At 63.9% G+C, this 18679-nt stretch carries 19 protein-coding genes; 9 read left to right on the top strand and 10 right to left on the bottom strand.

The annotated features are described in order from the left end of the window. Nucleotides 1-7: 7 nt before the first annotated feature. Nucleotides 8-865, bottom strand: coding sequence for a tRNA cyclic N6-threonylcarbamoyladenosine(37) synthase TcdA (tcdA, locus tag OKW38_RS22345; protein ID WP_429335243.1), 858 nt, complete (start codon nucleotides 863-865; stop codon nucleotides 8-10). Nucleotides 866-1131: 266 nt separating this feature from the next. On the opposite strand from tcdA, the gene pdxH reads away from it, so the two are divergent. From pdxH to OKW38_RS22330, 3 genes are all read left to right on the top strand, one after another. Further along, nucleotides 1132-1773, top strand: a complete 642-nt coding sequence (gene pdxH, locus OKW38_RS22340; protein ID WP_090801646.1) for a pyridoxamine 5'-phosphate oxidase — start codon at nucleotides 1132-1134, stop codon at nucleotides 1771-1773. A 149-nt stretch (nucleotides 1774-1922) separates the two neighbouring features. Next, on the top strand, nucleotides 1923-3137 hold the full coding sequence (locus OKW38_RS22335; RefSeq protein WP_429363084.1) for a class I SAM-dependent methyltransferase: 1215 nt from the start codon (nucleotides 1923-1925) through the stop codon (nucleotides 3135-3137). Between the two features lie 96 nt (nucleotides 3138-3233). After that, entirely contained in the window at nucleotides 3234-4565 is a 1332-nt protein-coding gene (locus OKW38_RS22330; protein ID WP_429363082.1) for a DUF72 domain-containing protein, read from the top strand. 63 nt (nucleotides 4566-4628) lie between these two features. Here the strand turns inward: OKW38_RS22330 and msrA are convergent, their stop codons facing one another. Further along, on the bottom strand, nucleotides 4629-5168 hold the full coding sequence (gene msrA, locus OKW38_RS22325) for a peptide-methionine (S)-S-oxide reductase MsrA (protein WP_429335245.1): 540 nt from the start codon (nucleotides 5166-5168) through the stop codon (nucleotides 4629-4631). Between the two features lie 199 nt (nucleotides 5169-5367). Here msrA and OKW38_RS22320 point away from each other — a divergent pair, with 199 nt between their 5' ends. Then, entirely contained in the window at nucleotides 5368-5628 is a 261-nt protein-coding gene (locus OKW38_RS22320) for a hypothetical protein (RefSeq protein ID WP_429363081.1), read from the top strand. Nucleotides 5629-5679: 51 nt separating this feature from the next. After that, nucleotides 5680-6189: a flavin reductase family protein gene (locus tag OKW38_RS22315; RefSeq protein ID WP_429363079.1), complete on the top strand. Its 510-nt coding sequence runs from the start codon at nucleotides 5680-5682 to the stop codon at nucleotides 6187-6189. Nucleotides 6190-6262: 73 nt separating this feature from the next. Here the strand turns inward: OKW38_RS22315 and OKW38_RS22310 are convergent, their stop codons facing one another. Next, on the bottom strand, nucleotides 6263-6784 hold the full coding sequence (locus tag OKW38_RS22310) for an Lrp/AsnC family transcriptional regulator (protein ID WP_090801655.1): 522 nt from the start codon (nucleotides 6782-6784) through the stop codon (nucleotides 6263-6265). A gap of 130 nt (nucleotides 6785-6914) precedes the next feature. On the opposite strand from OKW38_RS22310, the gene kynB reads away from it, so the two are divergent. From kynB to OKW38_RS22290, 4 genes are all read left to right on the top strand, one after another. Then, complete coding sequence (kynB, locus tag OKW38_RS22305) at nucleotides 6915-7619, top strand: arylformamidase (RefSeq protein ID WP_090801656.1); 705 nt, start codon at nucleotides 6915-6917, stop codon at nucleotides 7617-7619. Beyond that, nucleotides 7606-8856, top strand: coding sequence for a kynureninase (kynU, locus tag OKW38_RS22300; protein ID WP_429363077.1), 1251 nt, complete (start codon nucleotides 7606-7608; stop codon nucleotides 8854-8856). The genes kynB and kynU overlap by 14 nt, the downstream gene beginning before the upstream one ends. 10 nt (nucleotides 8857-8866) lie before the next feature. Further along, nucleotides 8867-9793, top strand: coding sequence for a tryptophan 2,3-dioxygenase (gene kynA, locus OKW38_RS22295; RefSeq protein WP_429363076.1), 927 nt, complete (start codon nucleotides 8867-8869; stop codon nucleotides 9791-9793). A 159-nt stretch (nucleotides 9794-9952) separates the two neighbouring features. Beyond that, nucleotides 9953-10324, top strand: coding sequence for a contact-dependent growth inhibition system immunity protein (locus OKW38_RS22290; protein WP_429363074.1), 372 nt, complete (start codon nucleotides 9953-9955; stop codon nucleotides 10322-10324). 93 nt (nucleotides 10325-10417) lie between these two features. Here OKW38_RS22290 and OKW38_RS22285 read toward each other — a convergent pair whose 3' ends face one another. The 7 genes from OKW38_RS22285 to OKW38_RS22255 form a co-directional block, all read right to left on the bottom strand. Continuing rightward, nucleotides 10418-11155, bottom strand: a complete 738-nt coding sequence (locus tag OKW38_RS22285) for an SDR family oxidoreductase (protein ID WP_429363072.1) — start codon at nucleotides 11153-11155, stop codon at nucleotides 10418-10420. Next, nucleotides 11152-12696, bottom strand: coding sequence for an FGGY-family carbohydrate kinase (locus tag OKW38_RS22280; RefSeq protein WP_429363070.1), 1545 nt, complete (start codon nucleotides 12694-12696; stop codon nucleotides 11152-11154). The genes OKW38_RS22285 and OKW38_RS22280 overlap by 4 nt, the downstream gene beginning before the upstream one ends. A 31-nt stretch (nucleotides 12697-12727) precedes the next feature. Beyond that, a complete protein-coding gene (locus OKW38_RS22275) occupies nucleotides 12728-13816 on the bottom strand; it encodes an alcohol dehydrogenase catalytic domain-containing protein (RefSeq protein ID WP_429363068.1) in 1089 nt (362 codons plus the stop codon). A gap of 40 nt (nucleotides 13817-13856) precedes the next feature. After that, nucleotides 13857-14864: an ABC transporter permease gene (locus OKW38_RS22270; RefSeq protein ID WP_187614003.1), complete on the bottom strand. Its 1008-nt coding sequence runs from the start codon at nucleotides 14862-14864 to the stop codon at nucleotides 13857-13859. Further along, complete coding sequence (locus tag OKW38_RS22265) at nucleotides 14851-16371, bottom strand: sugar ABC transporter ATP-binding protein (protein ID WP_429363066.1); 1521 nt, start codon at nucleotides 16369-16371, stop codon at nucleotides 14851-14853. Before OKW38_RS22265 ends, OKW38_RS22270 begins: the two co-directional genes overlap by 14 nt. A 62-nt stretch (nucleotides 16372-16433) precedes the next feature. Beyond that, on the bottom strand, nucleotides 16434-17387 hold the full coding sequence (locus OKW38_RS22260; RefSeq protein ID WP_429363064.1) for a substrate-binding domain-containing protein: 954 nt from the start codon (nucleotides 17385-17387) through the stop codon (nucleotides 16434-16436). 111 nt (nucleotides 17388-17498) lie between these two features. Further along, nucleotides 17499-18476, bottom strand: a complete 978-nt coding sequence (locus OKW38_RS22255; RefSeq protein ID WP_429335254.1) for an AraC family transcriptional regulator — start codon at nucleotides 18474-18476, stop codon at nucleotides 17499-17501. Nucleotides 18477-18679 lie beyond the last annotated feature (203 nt).

Here is an 18679-nt window from a genome sequence, read left to right as displayed (position 1 = left end):
CTGCCACCTAAACCGTCGCCTTCTTCGCCAGCTCCCGCAACACGTACGCCGCGGCCGCAAAACCAAAGCTCGCGGTCACGCACACGCTGGAGCCAAACCCCGCGCAGTTCAAGCCGACCGGCCCCGTATGCCCCGGCGACGTGCTCACGTGCTCGGCTTCTTCATCGATATCGCAGACGGCCGCTTCCGGATAGATCAGCGGCTCGTCGGAATACACGGCGTTCACCTTGAACTTCGCCTTAGGCCCGCGCGGAAAGCCATGCTGCTTGCGCAACTGCCCGCGCACCTTCGACAGCAGCGGGTCCTGGATCGTCAGCGCGAGATCGTCGATGCGGATCCGCGTCGGGTCGAGCTGACCGCCCGCGCCGCCGACCGTGATCAGCGGCTGCTTGCGCTCGACGCACCATGCAATCAGCGCGGTCTTCGTGCGCACGCTGTCGATCGCGTCGATCACATAGTCGAAGCCGCCGCCGAGCGTGGCCGCGAAATTGTCCGGCTCGACGAAGTCCTCGATCAGCCGCACCTCGCAGCACGGATTGATTGCCGCGATGCGTTCGGCCATCGCTTCGACCTTCGGTTTTCCGTAGTTGCCGTCGAGCGCGTGAATCTGCCGGTTCGTGTTGCTTTCCGCGACGTTGTCGAGATCGATCAGCGTCAGCGTGCCGAGCGCGCTACGCGCAAGCGCCTCCGCGACCCACGACCCCACCCCGCCGATGCCGATCACCGCGACGTGCGCACCCTCGAATGCGGCGAGCGCGGGCGCGCCATACAGACGGGCGATGCCGCCGAAACGGCGCGCGCGGTCGGCGGTTTCGTTCGCGTCGAGGCTGGTAGTAAGATCGGATTGCGCGGCGGTGCTGGACATGATGGCAGGGCTCGAAAACACAGGCGGAACAAAGCAGGCGGCGGCGCTTTGGCAAATCGCCTGGGCAAATTGCTTTGGCAAATTGGGCGCGCAGCCCGTATTTTGCCTGAACACGTGAAAACAGCCGCGCAGGACCACGAGCAGCGACGCAATGTTGCAGGCTTGCGCCGGCGCAACATGCGCCGCGCCATACGTTGCTCCGCTCGCGCGCAAAAACCTGACGCCTTAGCTATACTTGGCCCACACTGTAGCGTTCGCATAAGAAAATGATCTCACTCGCCGAGCTTCGAAAAAACTACTCGCTGGGCTCACTGGACGTTGCCGACGTCAACCACGATCCGTTCCGTCAATTCGACACGTGGTTCCAGCAGGCCATCGACGCCAAGCTGCCCGAGCCGAATGCAATGACGCTGGCCACGGTCGACGCGCGCGGCCGGCCTTCGGCACGCATCGTGCTCATCAAGGGCGTCGACGAGCGCGGTTTCGTATTCTTCACCAACTATGAAAGCCGCAAGGGCCGCGAACTGAACGTGAACCCCTACGCGAGCCTGCTGTTTCACTGGATCGAACTCGAACGCCAGGTGCGCATCGAGGGCCGCGTCGTCAAAACGAGCGAGGCAGACAGTGACGCGTATTTCGCGTCTCGTCCGCTCGGCTCGCGGATCGGCGCATGGGCATCGAATCAGAGTCAGGTGATTGAAAGCCGTTCGCAGCTCGAAGTACGCGAACGCGAAATCAGCCTGCAATATGGCGAAAATCCTCCGCGTCCGCCGCACTGGGGTGGCTACCGTCTGGTGCCCGACGCGATCGAATTCTGGCAGGGGCGGCCGTCTCGGCTGCACGATCGTCTGCTTTACACGCGCGCGGAAGAAAGCGCCAACTGGCTGATCGCACGCCTGTCGCCCTGACCGGTCGATGACCGGACGAATGAGGCCGGCGGCGGCGCCAACGTAGCGGCGCGCGTCGGCGGGATTGCGTTGCGCGGCCCGCGGAATGCGCCGCGCCATGTCGCGATCCACATAGCTTTGCTTTAAATCAACGAACACGGAGAGATCACATGTTCTGGGAGAAAAAGCTGGCGCAGTGGGTTGAAGATGTCAAAACCACAGCTAACCTGCCCGCACGCCTCGTGCTGTGGGACGGTCAGCAACACGACTTCGGGCAGTTCGCCGCGCCCCAGGTCACGCTACACGTGAAGAGCGCAACCGCGCTGCCCTATCTGCTCGAACCGAGCCTCGACAATCTTGGCGAAGCCTATGTCAAAGGCAAGATCGACATCGAGGGCAAGCTGTCGGACATCATCAATATCGGCTATCAGCTCGCGCGCAGCACCGTGACGAGCGCCGGCAAGCTCGCGCGCGTGCGGCGCTACTTCAATCACTCGAAGACGTCGGATAAGAAAGCGATCCAGTATCACTACGACGTGTCGAACGAGTTCTACAGGTTGTGGCTCGACGAGAACATGGTCTACTCGTGTGCGTACTTCGAGACCGGCACCGAAGACCTCGCGACCGCGCAACTGAAGAAAATCGATCACATTCTGACCAAAATCCAGCTGCAGCCCGGGCAGCGTCTGCTCGACATCGGCTGCGGCTGGGGCGCGCTCGTGCTGCGCGCCGCGCAAAAGTTCGGCGCGAAGTGCGTCGGCGTCACGCTGTCGCAGAACCAGTTCGATCTCGCCACCGCGCGCGTGAAAGCGGCGGGCCTCGAAACCCAGATCGATATCCGCCTGCAGGACTATCGCGACGTCAAGGGGCAGTTCGACCGCATCACGAGCGTCGGCATGTTCGAGCACGTCGGCCGCAAAAACCTGCCCGGCTATTTCCAGAAGATGCACGATCTGCTCGCCGACGACGGCATCGCGATGAACCACGGCATCACGTCGAGCGACGCCGATAGCGGCGAAACCGCGCTCGGCGGCGGTGAGTTCATCGACCGCTTCGTGTTCCCGGACGGCGAGCTGCCGCACATCAGCCTCGCGCTCGAATCGATGCAGCGCGGCGGGCTCGAACCGGTTGACGTCGAAAGCCTGCGCCGTCACTATGCGCACACGCTCGACATCTGGGCGGAAAATTTCGAAGCCCACGCAGACCAGGCGCGCAAGCTCGTCGACGACGAAAAATTCCGCATCTGGCGCGTGTATCTGGCCGGCTGCGCGTATGCGTTCGAAAACGACGACGTGTCGATTTTCCAGGTGGTGTGCCGCAAAGCCGGCCGCAGCGCGAAAACCCTGCCGTGGTCGCGCCGCTACATGTACGAAAAACCGCTGTGACCCGGCTGTGACCCGGGTTGTGACCGGTCGCGCCGCGGCGGCGTGCATGGAGCGCGCGCCGCGGCGCAATTCTGATGAACAGCAGGCCGGACATTGATGGACCAGAGCAGGACGAGTGACGTTGAAGAGCCGTTGAACGGCAAGGACGGCAGCACGGACGATGCGGCGCATCAGGCCGCGCAGCAGTTCGATCTGTTCGGGATGCCGGTGGAGGCCGCGGCAGAAGCGCCGGCCATGTCCGCACGTGAAGCCGATTCGGCCGCAAGCGCTGCCGCGCAGCCAGAGCACAAGCGCACCACGCCGAAGACCGCAATTTCCAACACCCCCGCGTCGCTGTTCGAAGACGACACCCCGCCCGACAGCCCCGCTCCTGAACCAGACTGCGCCCCGGCCTCCGCCGACGCCCCGAAAAAGCGCCGCAGCCGCGCCGTGCTCGCTGCACCGCCGTCGCCGGAGCTGCTCGCGCTCGCGGCGCAATTGCCGCCGCAGATCCACCTCGGCACGTCGACATGGTCGTTCCCGGGTTGGACAGGCATCGTCTACGGCGACGACTACAGCAACAGCAAACTGTCGCGCGAGGGCTTGAGTGCGTACGGCGCACATCCGCTGCTGAAGACGGTCAGCATCGACCGCTCGTTCTACCAGGCGTTGACGGTCACCGAATACCTGCGCTATGCGCAGCAGGTGCCCGAGCACTTCCGCTTCATCGTCAAGGCGCCGATGACGATCACCGACGCCACCGTGCGCGGCGAGCCGGTGTCGCTGAACCCGTGCTTCCTGAACGCGCGGATGGCGATCGACGATTTCGTCACGCCCTGCCTCGAAGGCCTCGGCGCAAAGGCCGGCGCGCTGGTGTTCCAGTTCTCGCCGCTGCCGGACCAGATGCTCGCGCAGCCGGCGGTATTCATCGAACGACTGGGAGAGTTTTTCGACGCGCTGCCCGGGCTGCCCGACGGCAGTTGCTACGCGGTCGAGATTCGCGACGCGAGCCTGCTCACGCCGCGCTTCATCCGCATGCTGAAGACGGCTCGCGTGCGCTACTGCGTCGGCGTTCATGCGCGGATGCCCGATCCGCTGCGCCAGGCCGCGGCGCTCGCGCTGCTCGATGGCGAGCCGGCCGGTCCGCTGATCGTGCGCTGGAGCCTGCACGGCGGTTTCAAGTACGAACAGGCGAAGGCGAAGTACGAGCCGTTCAACCGGCTCGTCGACGAAGATCCGGCGACGCGCGCGTCGCTCGCCGAACTGGCCGCGCGTTACGCGCTCGCTGGTCAGCCGGTCGTGATCGCGGTCAACAACAAGGCGGAGGGATCGGCGCCGCTCAGCTGCGTGAAACTGGCCGAAGAAATCGTCGAAGCCTGCGTGCGTGTCACGCAGGGACGCGGCGATAACGGCGACGAGGTGCCATCGCGAGCACAGGAACCGCAGTGACGAACAGCAGCGGGCGGTCTTACGCATCCGCCCGTTGCCGACCCCAATCCCCGCGCTGCGCCGCTACCCCCCCTTGATCCGATGCGCGAACTTCTGGCGGAATTTCGCGACTTTCGGCGCTACCACGAACGAGCAGTAGCCCTGATTCGGATGCTGCGCGAAATAGTTCTGGTGGTAGGCCTCGGCGGGCCAGTAGTTGTCGCCGAGCGGCAGCACCTCGGTCACGAGCTTGCCGTCGTAGATGCGCTGTTCGCCGATCTCGCGAATCGCCTGCAGCGCGGTTTCGTGCTGCGCGTCGGAATGCGTGAAGATCACCGAGCGGTATTGCGTGCCGACATCGTTGCCCTGCCGGTTCAGCTGGGTCGGATCGTGGATCGCGAAAAAGATGTCGAGAATCTCGCGATAGCTGATCTTGGCCGGATCGAAGTCGACCTTGACCACTTCCGCGTGACCGGTGTCGCCGTCGCAGACCTGCTCGTAGCTCGGATGGCGCGCGTGACCACCCGCATAACCCGACTCCACCGCATTGACGCCCTCGACGCCCAGATACACCGCTTCGAGGCACCAGAAACATCCACCGCCGAGCGTTGCTATCTCGTTCATAAGCTTCACCCCAGGATCAGATTCACACAATGATCGGCAGCCGGCCTGCGTAGCGCCGCCGTATCTGCCACCGCATCCGAATATATGGCCGAACACGCGTTCTGAAAGGCGCAGTCAGGCACGAGTCAGGCACCCGTCGCGCAATGACCGCAAATCCGGCCGTGCAGATATCGAGTATAGAAACGCCGGCACGCGACGTGTGAATAACCGTGCCTCACACACGCAAGCGCCGCACCCGCGCCTCAATCCAGCACGATCGGCAAATTTTCGGGTGCAGCCTTTCGAGGCGATCGTCGCTGCAACCGCCCGGCTGCCACGCGCCGCACGCATCGTGGTGCGGCGCGCGCGGCGATTGCAGTTAAAATTGGCGGAAATCAACGATTTTCACCATGACTTTCGAAACATCCGCTTCCCGCCGCGCGGTTATACGCTTCAATTCGCGCTTCAATTCGCGCCTTGATTCGCGCTGCAGTCGGTCTTTCACACGGCGCGCGACGGGGGCCTCGCCCCGATGAAGCGCGCGAGCCCACCCGACTTCGACCCGTCCGCGTTCAAACAGGCGCTCAGCCAGTTCGCGACCGGCGTCACCGTGATTACGACGCGCGCCGCGTCCGGCCAACTGATCGGCATCACGGCCAGTTCGTTCAACTCGGTGTCGCTTTCTCCGCCGCTCGTGCTGTGGAGTCTCGCGACGCGCTCCGCGTCGATGCCGGTGTTCCGCGCCAACAGTCACTACGTGATCAATGTGTTGGCCTCGACGCAGCTCGATCTGTGCAAGCGCTTCGCGACCGTGAAGGGCGACCGCTTCGAGGGCGTGTCGCACGCGGCGGGCGACAGCGGCATGCCGGTGCTCGACGGCGCACTCGCGTGGTTCGAATGCCATAACCGCAGCCGCTACGAGGAAGGCGACCACGTGATTTTCGTCGGCGAAGTGGAGCGCTGCGGTGTGCATGAAAATGCCGCGGACATGCTGCCGCTCGTGTTCCAGAGCGCGCAGTTCCACGGCCTGAAGCCGCTTTGAGCGGCGCGGCGCTTCCCTGGCGTCTGTAGCGCCTGTCGCTCGGACGCGTCGAAAACGGCGCGCCCCGCCCTCATCATCCTGAACGGTCGCTGTGCGTGGCTCCGTGCCCGCTGTTCTTCTTCACGAGCGACACCGGCACGCCCGAATCTTCCTTCAGCGTTTCGAGCACGATGTTCGAGCGAATGTCCATCACTCCCGGCGCCTTGTACAGGCGATTGAGCACGAAGTCCGAATAGTGCTTGAGGTTGTGCGCGAGCACGCGCAGCAGATAGTGGGTTTCGCCGGTCACGACGAAAGCGCCGACCACTTCGGGCCAGTCGCGCAGCGCTTCGGCAAAACTCTCGTGCCAGTTCTGCTGATCGTTGCGCATCGATACCTGCACGAACGCTTCCAGCTCGAACCCCAAAACTTCGCGGTTCAGGCACGCTCGGTAGTGTTCGATGACGCCCTGCTCTTCCAGCAGACGCAGGCGTCGCAGACAGGCCGATGGCGAGAGCGAGATGCGCTCCGCCAGGTCGAGATTGCTGATCCGTCCTTCCTGCTGAAGCACCGTCAAGATACGGCAATCGGTGGCGTCGAGCGAGATCGCGTTCATATTCGGTCTCCCTTTCCTGTTTGACTCAAATTATGTTCCAAGACACGGCTGGTAAGGAGATTTTTTCGCAATCACATTTCACAGCTTGACCTCTATCATTTAGAGATCGCTACCAACCGCCGACACCGCCATGCGAGCACTCTGGGACATCACCCCCGCCGTCGATACCGCCACGCCCGTCTGGCCGGGCGACACGCCGGTCGGCATCGAGCGCGTCTGGCGCATGGAGGCTGGCTCGCCGGTCAATGTCGCGCGTCTGACGATCTCGCCGCACACCGGCGCGCATACCGATGCGCCGCTGCACTACGACGTCGACGGCGCCGCGATCGGCAACGTGCCGCTCGACGCATATCTCGGTTTATGCAGAGTGATTGACTGTATCGGCGCGTCGCCTGTTGTGACGCCACAACATCTGGCCGGCTCGCTCGACGATTTGCCGCCGCGAGTCTTACTGCGCACTTACAGAAAAGCGCCGACGCGCGAGTGGGATAGTGCGTTCTGCGCGGTCGCGCCCGAGACCGTCGACCTGCTCGCCGCGCGCGGCGTGACGCTGCTCGGCATCGATACGCCGTCGCTCGATCCGCAGGAATCGAAGACGATGGATGCGCATCACCGCATTCGCGCGCACCGGATGGCGATTCTCGAGGGCATCGTGCTCGACGCGGTCGAACCCGGCGACTACGAGCTGATCGCGCTGCCGCTGAAGCTGACCACGCTCGACGCGAGCCCGGTGCGCGCGGTGCTGCGTGCACTGCCCGGCTCGCGCTCAGCCACGCTCCCCGGCGAGCGATCAACCCGACAACCCAACCCATCGAACCACCATGAACCATCGTGATGAAGCCGTGGCGCTCGACAGCGCCGACCCGCTCGCAGCGCTGCGCGAACAGTTCGCGCTGTCGCCGACGACCATCTATCTCGACGGCAACTCGCTCGGCGTGCCGCCGGCCGCCGCCGCGCAGCGCGCGCAGACCGTGATCGCCGCCGAATGGGGCGAAGGACTGATCCGCAGCTGGAACAATGCCGGCTGGTTTGCGCTGCCGCGCCGACTCGGCAACAAGCTCGCGCCGCTGATCGGCGCGGCCGAAGACGAAGTCGTGATTACCGACACGATCTCGATCAACCTGTTCAAGCTGCTGTCGGCCGCCGTGCGGCTCGCCAATGCGCGCGATCCGAAGCGTCGCGTGATCGTGTCCGAGCGCTCGAACTTCCCGAGCGATCTGTATATCGCGCAGGGCCTGATCGAGCAGCTCGATCGCGGCTACGAGCTGCGCCTCGTCGACGATCCATCCGAACTGCCCGGCGCGATCGGCGAGGACACCGCGATCGCGATGATCACGCACGTGAACTACCGCACCGGCTACATGCACGACATGGCCGCGCTGACGAAGCTGATTCACGACAGGGGCGCGCTCGCGCTGTGGGATCTCGCGCATTCGGCGGGCGCGGTGCCGGTCGATATGAACGGCGTCGGTGCCGACTACGCGGTCGGCTGCACGTACAAGTACCTGAACGGCGGTCCCGGTTCGCCCGCGTTCGTGTGGGTGCCCAGGCGTCACCAGAACGGGTTTGCGCAGCCGCTGTCGGGCTGGTGGGGGCATCGCGCGCCGTTCGAGATGAACCCAACGTATCAGCCCGACAACGGCGTGGGCCGCTACCTGTGCGGCACGCAGCCGATGGTGTCGATGGCGCTCGTCGAATGCGGGCTCGACGTGTTCCTGCAAACGTCGATGCAGGCGGTCCGCCAGAAGTCGCTCGCGCTGACCGATCTGTTCATCGAACTCGTCGAGACACGTTGCAGCGAATTTCCACTGAAGCTCGTGACGCCGCGTGAGCATGCGCAGCGCGGCTCGCACGCGAGCTTCGAACATCCGCACGGCTACGAGGTGATGCAGGCGCTGATCTCGCACGGCGTGATCGGCGACTATCGCGAGCCGCACGTGCTGCGCTTCGGCTTCACGCCGCTGTACACGCGCTTCGTCGACGTATGGGACGCCGTCGAAATCTTGCGCGACGTGCTCACCCGCGAGGCCTGGCGGGCCCCTGAATTCGCCCAGCGCGGCGCCGTTACCTGAGGACGACAGAATGACCGATCACATGCACACGCCGGGCTTGCCAGAAGAACCGGCGGCACAAGGCTGCCCGTTCGGGCACGGACGGACGGCGTCGGCGCCGTCCGCGAGCGCGGCCGACAGCGGCTGGCACGACGCGCAGCTCGACTTCTCGGAGTCGATGAGCTACGGCGATTATCTGTCGCTCGGCACGGTGCTGGACGCGCAGCATCCGTTGTCGCCGGATCACAACGAGATGCTGTTCATCATCCAGCATCAGACGAGCGAGCTATGGATGAAGCTCGCGCTGTACGAACTGCGCGCGGCGCTCGCGGCCGTGCATCGCGACGACCTGCCGCCCGCGTTCAAGATGCTTGCGCGCGTGTCGCGAATCATGGAGCAGCTGGTGCAGGCGTGGAGCGTGCTCGCGACGATGACGCCGTCCGAATACACGGCGATGCGGCCGTACCTCGGCAGTTCGTCGGGCTTTCAGTCGTATCAGTACCGGCAGATCGAATTCCTGCTCGGCAACAAGAACGAGCAGATGCTGAAGCCGCACGCGCATCGCGCCGACGTGTACGCGCAAGTGAAGGCATCACTCGAAGCGCCGTCGTTCTACGACGAAGTGGTGAGGCTGCTCGCGCGCCGCGGCTTCAGGATTTCGCCCGCGCGGCTCGAACGCGACTGGACGAGGCCGACCGAACATGATGCATCGGTCGAAGCGGCGTGGCTCGAGGTGTATCGCAATCCGTCCGAGCATTGGGAGCTGTACGAGATGGCCGAGGAACTCGTCGATCTGGAGGATGCGTTCCGCCAGTGGCGCTTCCGCCACGTGACGACGGTCGAGCGCATCATCGGCTTCAAGCAGGGCACCGGCGGCACGAGCGGCGCGCAGTATCTGCGCAAGATGCTCGACGTGGTGCTGTTTCCCGAGCTGTGGCACGTGCGGACGATGCTGTAGCGGTTAGCGCGTGTAAGGCACTTCCCGGGCAAACCTGGCATCCTGGCGGGGAACAAAGAGCAAGCCAACACTATTACGCGAGTTCGGAGTTATCCGAATCTTGAGAGATGGTCAGCATGGCAGCATCGGAACCCCATAAAAACATCAGAGGGTTTCGATATGCCCGGTGCCGATGACGACGAAGGACTGAAGGTTGTACTGAGTGCTCAGCAACTCGCGGCTGTGCTATCCGGCCAGTCGATCAATCTGAGATACGAAAATTTGTATCAATTGATTGGTGGCCGCTTCCATGAAGATTTCGACTTGTTCGGAGACACAATTGAAGAATTGGTTTTCTCTTTTACATGCGAATGCACACCGGAAGAGATCAACGCGACGGTGGCCGAGATAGACCGGTTCAAGAGCGATCATGCGGGGAACCTTGACGCAGCACTTGAGGAAAATTTTGGCTACCAGTGCAATCCGACCGTGTGGGAGCAGACCACCGAGGCTTTTCTCGACAAGCTTAAGCGTCTTCTTCTGAGCGAGTAGCCCGCACTTCCAACCACCGGACGGCCCCACACCGTCTGGTAGGGCCTCCGCCTACTTCCATTTCACCCGGCAACCGACAATGCCTGACACCCGCTAGCGCGCCGTGTAACCACCATCGATCGGCAAACACACCCCGCTGATCATCGACGCCGCGTCGCTCAACAGAAACAGAATCGGCGCGGCAACTTCGTCGGATTCGGCAAAGCGCCTGAGCGGAATCGCCTGCAAAGCGGGATCGCGTTTGACAGGATCGCTCCACGCCAGCACCGCCATCGGCGTCAGCGTGACCGTCGGGTTCACGCTGTTCACGCGAATTCCGTACGGCCCCAGCTCGATGCACAACGCGCGCGTGACCGCATCGAGCGCGGCCTTCGACGCCGAATAGCTCAGATGATCGTCGAGCGCGACGAGCGCGGCCTGGCTCGACACGTTGACGATGCTGCCCGCGCGCCCCGCGTCGAGCATGCCACGCGCGACGTGCTTCGCGACCAGCACCGCCCCGCGCGCATTCACCGCCATCACGCGATCGAAGCTTGCGGCCGTCGTTTCCACCGCGCGTTCGAGCAACGCGATGCCCGCGCAATTCACCAGACCGTCGAACGGTTCGAGCGAGGCCATTGCTTCGTCGATCACGGCTTCGTCGCTGATGTCGAGCCTCAACGGCTCGCAGCCGGTTTCCTCGGCGAGCCGCGCGAGCTCGTTCACGTTGCGCGCGGCCGCGATGACCGACGCGCCGCTCACGCACAGCGCCTCGACCGTCGCGCGGCCGATGCCGCTGGAGGCGCCCGTCACCAGAATCGAGCGGCCGGAAAAATCGAAAGTAGCGTTCATGATGATTGCAAGCGATGCATGACCGGCTTCAACGCCGGATAGAGGTCCGTGTACACGCCGAAGCGCTCTTTGTATAGCGCCATGCGCCGTGCCTCGGGCTGCGCGCGCTCGATCAGCGTGACCCAGCCGCCTTGCGCCGCTTCGCGCGACACGAGACCGACGCCGAGCGCGGCGAGCAGCGCGGCGCCCATCGCGGCTTCGACGTCCTGCTCGATCGTGTAGACCGGATAGCCGGTGACGTCGGCGATGATCTGCATCCACAGGTCCGAATGCGCGGCGCCGCCGACCACGATCAGCTTGTCGTCGAGCGATTGCGCGCCTTTGCGCCCCGCCTCGACGTTGTGCTTCAGCGCGAACGACACGCCTTCGAGCACGGCGCGATACAGATGCGCGCGCGTATGAAACAGCGACAGCCCGACGAACGCGCCGCTCGCTTTCGCATCCCACACCGGGCTGCGCTCGCCCATCAGATACGGCAGGAACAGCACGCCGTCGGCGCCGGCCGGCACTTGCGCGGCGCTCTCTTCGAGTAGCCGATGCGGATCGCCATGCGGTGTCGCGCGCGCGGCCTCGATCTCCGCGTGACAGAACTGCTCGCGATACCAGGTGACCGACGCGCCCGCGGTAATCGCGCCGCCGAATACGTAGATGTCGTGCTGCCCGTTGAAAACGTGCGGCATGCTGATCAAACCGTGCCGTGCGTCGACACGCTGATTGATGTAACCCCAGCACATGCTGGTGCCGATCATCGCGACGTGCTGCCCCGCGCGCGTGACGCCGGCCGCGAACGTCGCCATTGCCGCATCGACGCCACCCGCGACGATCGCGGTGCCCGCGTCGAGCCCGAGCTGCGCGGTCCATTGCGACAACAGCCCGCCCACCACCTCCGACGATTCGACCAGCCGCTCCGGCATCATCGTCGCGGGAATGCCGAGCATGTCGAGCGCTTCGTCCGACCAGTCGCGCCGCGCGATATCGTAGACGCCGCCGATGTTGCCGGCCGAGCTGTGATCGACGGCGACCTCGCCGGTCAGCATGTAGATCACGTACGCGTTCGGCGGCAAAAAATAGCGCGTATGCGCCCACACGTCCGGCTCGTTTTCGCGCAGCCACAGCATCTTCGTGTAACCGTAGTAGCTGTCCACTCCGTTGCCGGTGATCGTATAGAGCCGTTCGAGATCGACGTTCTCGCGCACCCAGTCGACCTGCGCGGTCGCGCGCCGGTCCATCCAGATCAGGCACGGCGCGAGCGGCCGCATGTCGTTGTCGACCGCAATGCCCGAACCGCCGTACAGGCTACTCACGCACAGTGCCTTGATCGCGCCCGGCGCGATGCCGGCCGCCTTCGCCTCGCTGACGCACGCGGCCACGCATTCGACCACGGCCTTCAGCCACACCGCGGGCCACTGCTCGGCCCACAATGGCTTCGGCGTATCGGGCTGATAGCTCGACGCATGCTGCGCGACGATCGCGCCGTGCTCGTCGACCAGCAGCGCCTTCGTGCTCTGCGTGCCGATATCGACGCCGATGACGTAGTTCATAGAGTCTCCGTTGAAACGCCGCGCCCCAGATTCACGCGCGCGGCTTCATCAGCACCTTGATCGAATCGAGCGAGTTCGCGATCCTGATCGCTTCGTCCCATTCTTCCAACGAAAAGCCGTGCGTGACGATGCCCTTCGACGTAACGAGTCCGCGCGCGAGCAGATCGATTGCGATCGGATAGCAATAGGGCCCAAGATGCGCGCCGCGCACGTCGAGTTCCTTGCGATCGCCGATCACCGACCAGTCGAGCGTCGTATCCGCGCCGAACACCGAGAATTCGACGAAGCGCCCGAGCTTGCGGATCAGGTCCATCCCCTGATTCACCCCAATCGGCGCACCCGTCGATTCGATATAGACGTCGCAGCCGTAGCCGTCCGTCAGTGAATGGATGATCGCGAGCGCGTCGTCCTTCCGAGGATTGATCGTCACGTCCGCGCCATATTCGCGCGCGAGTGCGAGCCGTTCTTCGACGAGATCGATCACGACGAGCCGCTTCGGCGTCTTCAGATGCGCGACCTGCGTCATCATCAGACCGAGCGGCCCCGCGCCCGCGATCACGACCACATCGTCGAGTTGCAGATCGCCGCGATTGACCGTGTGAATCGCACACGCGAGCGGCTCGATGATCGCGGCGTCTTCGAGCGAGATGCCGTCGGGAATCTTGTGGACGATCGCGGTCGGCGGAATGCGCATGTACTCGGCCATGCCGCCGTCCGCCACCTCGCGCTGAAAGCCGAAGATGTTGTGCACTTCGCACATCCAGTACTGGCCGGACTTGCAGTAGCGGCACTTGCCGCACGGCACGATCTGCTCGGCGATCACGCGCTCGCCCTTCTGCACGCCGAAATGCTCGGCCGCGCCCTCGCCCAGTTCCTCGACATAGCCGAAGAACTCGTGGCCCGGAATCACCGGTGCCTTGACCCATGGGCTCGGGCCGCCCCAGAACATCTTCGCGCCCGAATGGCATTTGCAGTCGCTCGCGCAGATGCCGCACGCGGCGATGCGGATCACGAGTTCGTGCGCGCGCGCGCGTGGTTTCTGTACCTGCTCGACTCGATAGTCTTTCGGTGCATGACAGACGATGGCGGTCATGTTCTGCTGGTCGGATTGAGTCGTCATTGCATGGTCCTGCGAAAAGAGGGATGTGGGGAAGCGAGCGTTACTTTCTGCGGTCGCGGCTGATATAGATTGCGAGCAGAATGATTCCGCCCTTGATCACGTTCTGCACGTACGGATTCACGCCGACCATGTTCAGGCCGTTATTCAGGACGCCGAGTAACAGCGCGCCGATCAGCGTGCCGATGATCGAGCCGCGCCCACCGGAGATCGACGTGCCGCCCATCACGACGGCGGCGATCGCGTCGAGTTCGAAACCGACGCCCGCGTTCGGCTGGCCGCTCATCAGGCGCGCGGTCAGCACGATCGCGGCAAACGCGGACGTCAAACCCGCGATCGTGTAGACGATCAGCTTCACGCGCGCGACGCGCACGCCGGACAATCGCGTCGCCTGCTCGTTACCGCCGATCGCATACACATAGCGGCCAAACGGCATCCGTTCGAGCAGCACCCACGCGATCAGATAGATCACCGCCATGATCACGACCGGCGCCTGGACGCCGAGAATCTTGCCGCTGCCGAAGAAGCTGACCCAGTCGGGCAGACCGTCGATCGGGTAGCCGCCCGTGTAGATCAGTGCGAGGCCGCGCGCGATACCCATCGTTGCGAGTGTGACGATGATCGGCGGCATGCCGGCGAACGCGACGAAAAAGCCGTTGGCCGCGCCGAAGCCGAGACCGACCGCGAGGCCGACCGCAAGCGCGGCCACCCCATTCATGCCGGCGACCATCAGCCCGGCCGACAGCGTGCCCGAGAGCGCCATCACCGAGCCGACCGACAGATCGATGCCGCCCGTCAGGATCACGCAGGTCATGCCGACCGCGATGATCGCGTTGATCGACACCTGGCGCAGGACGTTCTCGATGTTCGCGGCCGAGAGAAAGCTGTCGCTCGCGAACACCATTACGATGCAGACGACCAGCAGGCCGATGAACGGATAGAACAGCGTCGAGCGCTTAAGCGCGGCCCACGTGAAGCGCACCGGCGCGCCCGGCGTGTCGCTGTTGACACTCGATGTTTTCGGCGAAGAGGAAGGATTAGGCATGTTCATGAGAGGCTCCGAGCGAACCGGCGGTCGCATAGGTCATCACGGCGTTCGATTCGATCGCGTCGCCTTCGAGCAGCGCTTCGATGCGGCCCTGCCGGAATACGGCGACGCGGTCGCACATGCCGACGATCTCCGGCAACTCGGACGAGATCATGATGATCGAGTAGCCGCGCGCGGTCAGTTCGCGCATCAGCAGATAGATTTCGGCCTTCGCGCCGACGTCGATGCCGCGCGTCGGTTCGTCGAAGATCAGGATGTTGGTGTGGTGATTGAGCCAGCGCGCGATCACGACCTTCTGCTGATTGCCGCCCGACAGCGTCGCGACTTCGGTGTGCATGGTTGGGGCCTTCACGCCGACGCGCTTCATGATGTCGGCGGTCGCGCGCGCTTCGCTACGTTGGTCGATGAAGAAACGTAGCGACCGGTACTTGCCGAGGTTGTTGATCGAGATGTTCTGCTTGATCGAGAACTCGGTAATGAGCCCTTCGGTCTTGCGGCTCTCGGGCAGAATGCCGACGCCCGCGCGCAGCGCATCGGCCGGGTCGGCGAGCTTCGCGGCCGCGCCGTTGACGCGAATTTCCTTCGCGTATGCACGGTCCGCGCCGATCACCGCGAGGGCGGTCTCGGTGCGCCCCGAACCGACGAGTCCCGCGAAGCCGAGAATCTCGCCCTCGCGCAGCGTGAAGCTCAGCTCGGGGCTGTCTTTGAACAGCTGCAAGCGCACGACGTCGAGCACGACCTTCGCGTCGGCGCGCGGCGTCGGCTTCGGCGGAAAGCTGCTTTCGATGCGGCGTCCCACCATCATCTGCACGAGCCGGCTCACGTCGGATTGCGCGACCTCGGTCGTGCCGACGTACTGGCCGTCGCGCAGCACCGTGATGCGGTCGCACACCTCGAAAATCTCTTCGAGGTGGTGCGAGATGAAGATCATCGCGACGCCCTGCTGCTTCAGCTCGCGCATGATCGCGAACAGATGCGCGGCCTCGGCGGGCGTCAGCGTCGCGGTCGGTTCGTCGAGAATCAGCACGCGCGCATCGAGCGACAACGCCTTGCCGATTTCGACGAACTGCTGCTGCGCTACCGACAGTTCCCGGATCTGCACCGACAGATCGATCGCTACGCCAAGCCGCTCGAAAATCCGCGCCGCCGCGCGCCGCATGCTGCCGCGTTCGAGCAGACCGAAGCGGTTGCGCAATTCACGGCCGAGAAACATGTTCTCCACCGCGTTCAGATACGGAATCAGGCTGAACTCCTGAAACACGATACCGACGCCCGCGGCCACCGCGTCGTGATAGTTCGCGAAGTGGCGTTGCTCGCCGTCGAGCGTGATCGTGCCTTCGTCCGGCTGGTAGATACCGCACAGAATCTTCATCAGCGTCGACTTGCCCGCGCCGTTCTCGCCGAGCAGCGCGTGAATCTCGCCGCGCGCGATCTCGAGGTGAATGCCTTGCAGCGCCTTCACGCCGGGAAAGCTCTTGCTGATGTTGTCGAGCTTCAGAATCGTGTCCATCGCATGTTCCTGTGCCGCGCGCCACCGCGCATGATCCGCACGCGCGGCAGCCTGCGCTTGCGTTACCAGCTGAAGCCCTTAGCGTTGCTCTTGTCGATCATCTTCACGTCGACCGGAATCGCTTTCGGCACATTGGCGCCCCACTTCTTCGCGAGCGCGATGCCGAGCGCGATGCGCACCTGGTCGGCCGGGAATTGCGCGGACGTCTCGACGAATTTCGAATTCGGCTTCTGGATCGCGGCGATCGCTTCCGGTGCGCCGTCGACGCTCGTCAGCTTGATGTCCTTGCCCGACGATTCGATCGCCGACAGCGCGCCCATCGAGCCGCCGTCGTTCACGCTGAACACGCCCTTCAGATTCGGATGCGCCTGGATCATGTTCTCGGTGACGGACAACGCGGTCGCGCGTTCCTGCTTGCCGTTCTGCGTATCCACGAGCTTCACGCCCGGCGACTTCGCGAGCGCCGCCTTGCAGCCGCGCACGCGTTCGAGAATCGGCACGACCGGAATGCCGTCGAGAATCGCCACTTCGCCGCTGCCGCCGATCGACTTCGCGAGGTAGTCGCACGCCATCACGCCCGCGTCGTAGTTCTTCGAGCCGACGAACGAATCGACCGGACCGTTCGCGTTCGCATCGACCGCGACCACGACGACGCCCGCCTTCTTCGCCGACGTGACCGCCGACTGGATGCCGGTCGAGTCGGTCGGATTGACGAGCAGGATGTCGATCTTCTTTTGCAGCATGTCTTCGACGTCGCTGACCTGCTTGCTGACATCGTGATGCGCGTCGGTGACGACGACCGTCGCGCCGGTCGACGCGGCCGCGTCGTTCAGCGCTTTCTGCATCGTCACGAAGTACGGGTTGTTCAGTTCCTGGAACGTCATGCCGATTTTGAGCGGCGCGGCCTGCGCAGTCTGCGCGGCCGACACAGCGACTAGCGAGAAACCGAACGCGAGCGCGGCGACACGGCGCGCGAACATCATCGAAGGGTTAAGTGAAAGAGTAGACGGCTTCATGGTTGTCTCCATTTTTTGAAGTGAGCACGCCCCCTCGCGCTGTGGGCGCACAGCGCGATCGATGCGTGTTGAAACGCGGGTGGAATAAAGCTGTGAACTACCGGATGGGCACTATGTGACCGGGTACGCGACGCCGCTACGCGAGAAGCCCGGCGCGAGCACGATCGCCGGCGCGTTGTCGATGCCCCTGCCATGCGCGGCCGCCTGCTCGGAAGCATCGCGGCTCGCATCGTTCAGTTGCTGATAACGGCGAAACGTCGACGGCGCCATGCCCTTCATTGCAAGAAACTGCCGGTTGAAATTCGACAGGTTGTTGAAGCCCGCCTTGAAGCAGATGTCGGTCACGCTCAGTTCGCCATCGGTCAGCAACTGGCACGCGAGATTGATGCGCATGCGGTTCACGTACTGCACGAACGGCAGCCCGGTATGGCGACGGAAATAACGCGAAAACGCGCTGACGCTCTGGCCGGCGAGTTGCGCAAGCTCCGACTCGCGCAACTCGTTCGCGAGGTTCTTGCCGATATACGCGAGCACGTGATTGATGCGGGTCGCCGCGAAGCTGGTCGGATCGGCCTGATAAGCGGGACTCGCGAGCGTGTCGCGATCCGGCGCGTTGATCAGGATCTCGAGCATCGACATGAACAGCACGAGCCGGCGCAGCCCGCGCGCCGCGAGCAGTTCGAGAAAGAGCGGCTTGATCTGCGCGGACGTCTCCAGACCGAACGACAGGCCGCGACGCGCATCGGCGAGCAGCGCCTCGACCTGACGCCACTCCGGAAAACTCTCGAGACAGTTCGATACGAACTCCTGGCCGAATTGCACGACCAGATTGCGCTGCGCGACGCTCTCGCCTTCGGGCACGTCGCTGACCCAGTTGTGCGGCAGGTTCGGCCCCATCAGCACGAGGTTGCCGGGCGCGAAGCTGCCGATGTGATCGCCGACGAACATCTTGCCGGTCGTCGCGACGATCAGATGGATTTCGTACTCCGGATGAAAGTGCCAGCGCACCGTGCGATACGGATAGCCATGCGACCACACTTTGAACGATTCGTCGTGGCGTACGGCCACGATTTCGAGATCAGGTTGCACTGTCTGCCTCCATGAAGCGGCGCGCGGGAGACGCCGCCGATCTTGATCTTGTAAAGCGAAAAGTAACCGCCAAACGCGTTGGCAACCACTTTAAAAGAAACCGCGGACCGATACTTTTTTGTATTCGGGTTAGCCCCGACGCGTGCGCGGTCAAATTTGATGCAATGCAATATGAGCGGCGCGACCCGTTTTCTCGCCTCGGG

Origin of the sequence: Paraburkholderia sp. MM5496-R1, assembly GCF_050436205.1 — a bacterium.
Lineage (GTDB): Bacteria > Pseudomonadota > Gammaproteobacteria > Burkholderiales > Burkholderiaceae > Paraburkholderia > Paraburkholderia tuberum.
Note: the sequence above shows the minus strand (reverse complement) of the source record. Positions and strands in the feature narration are given on the sequence as shown.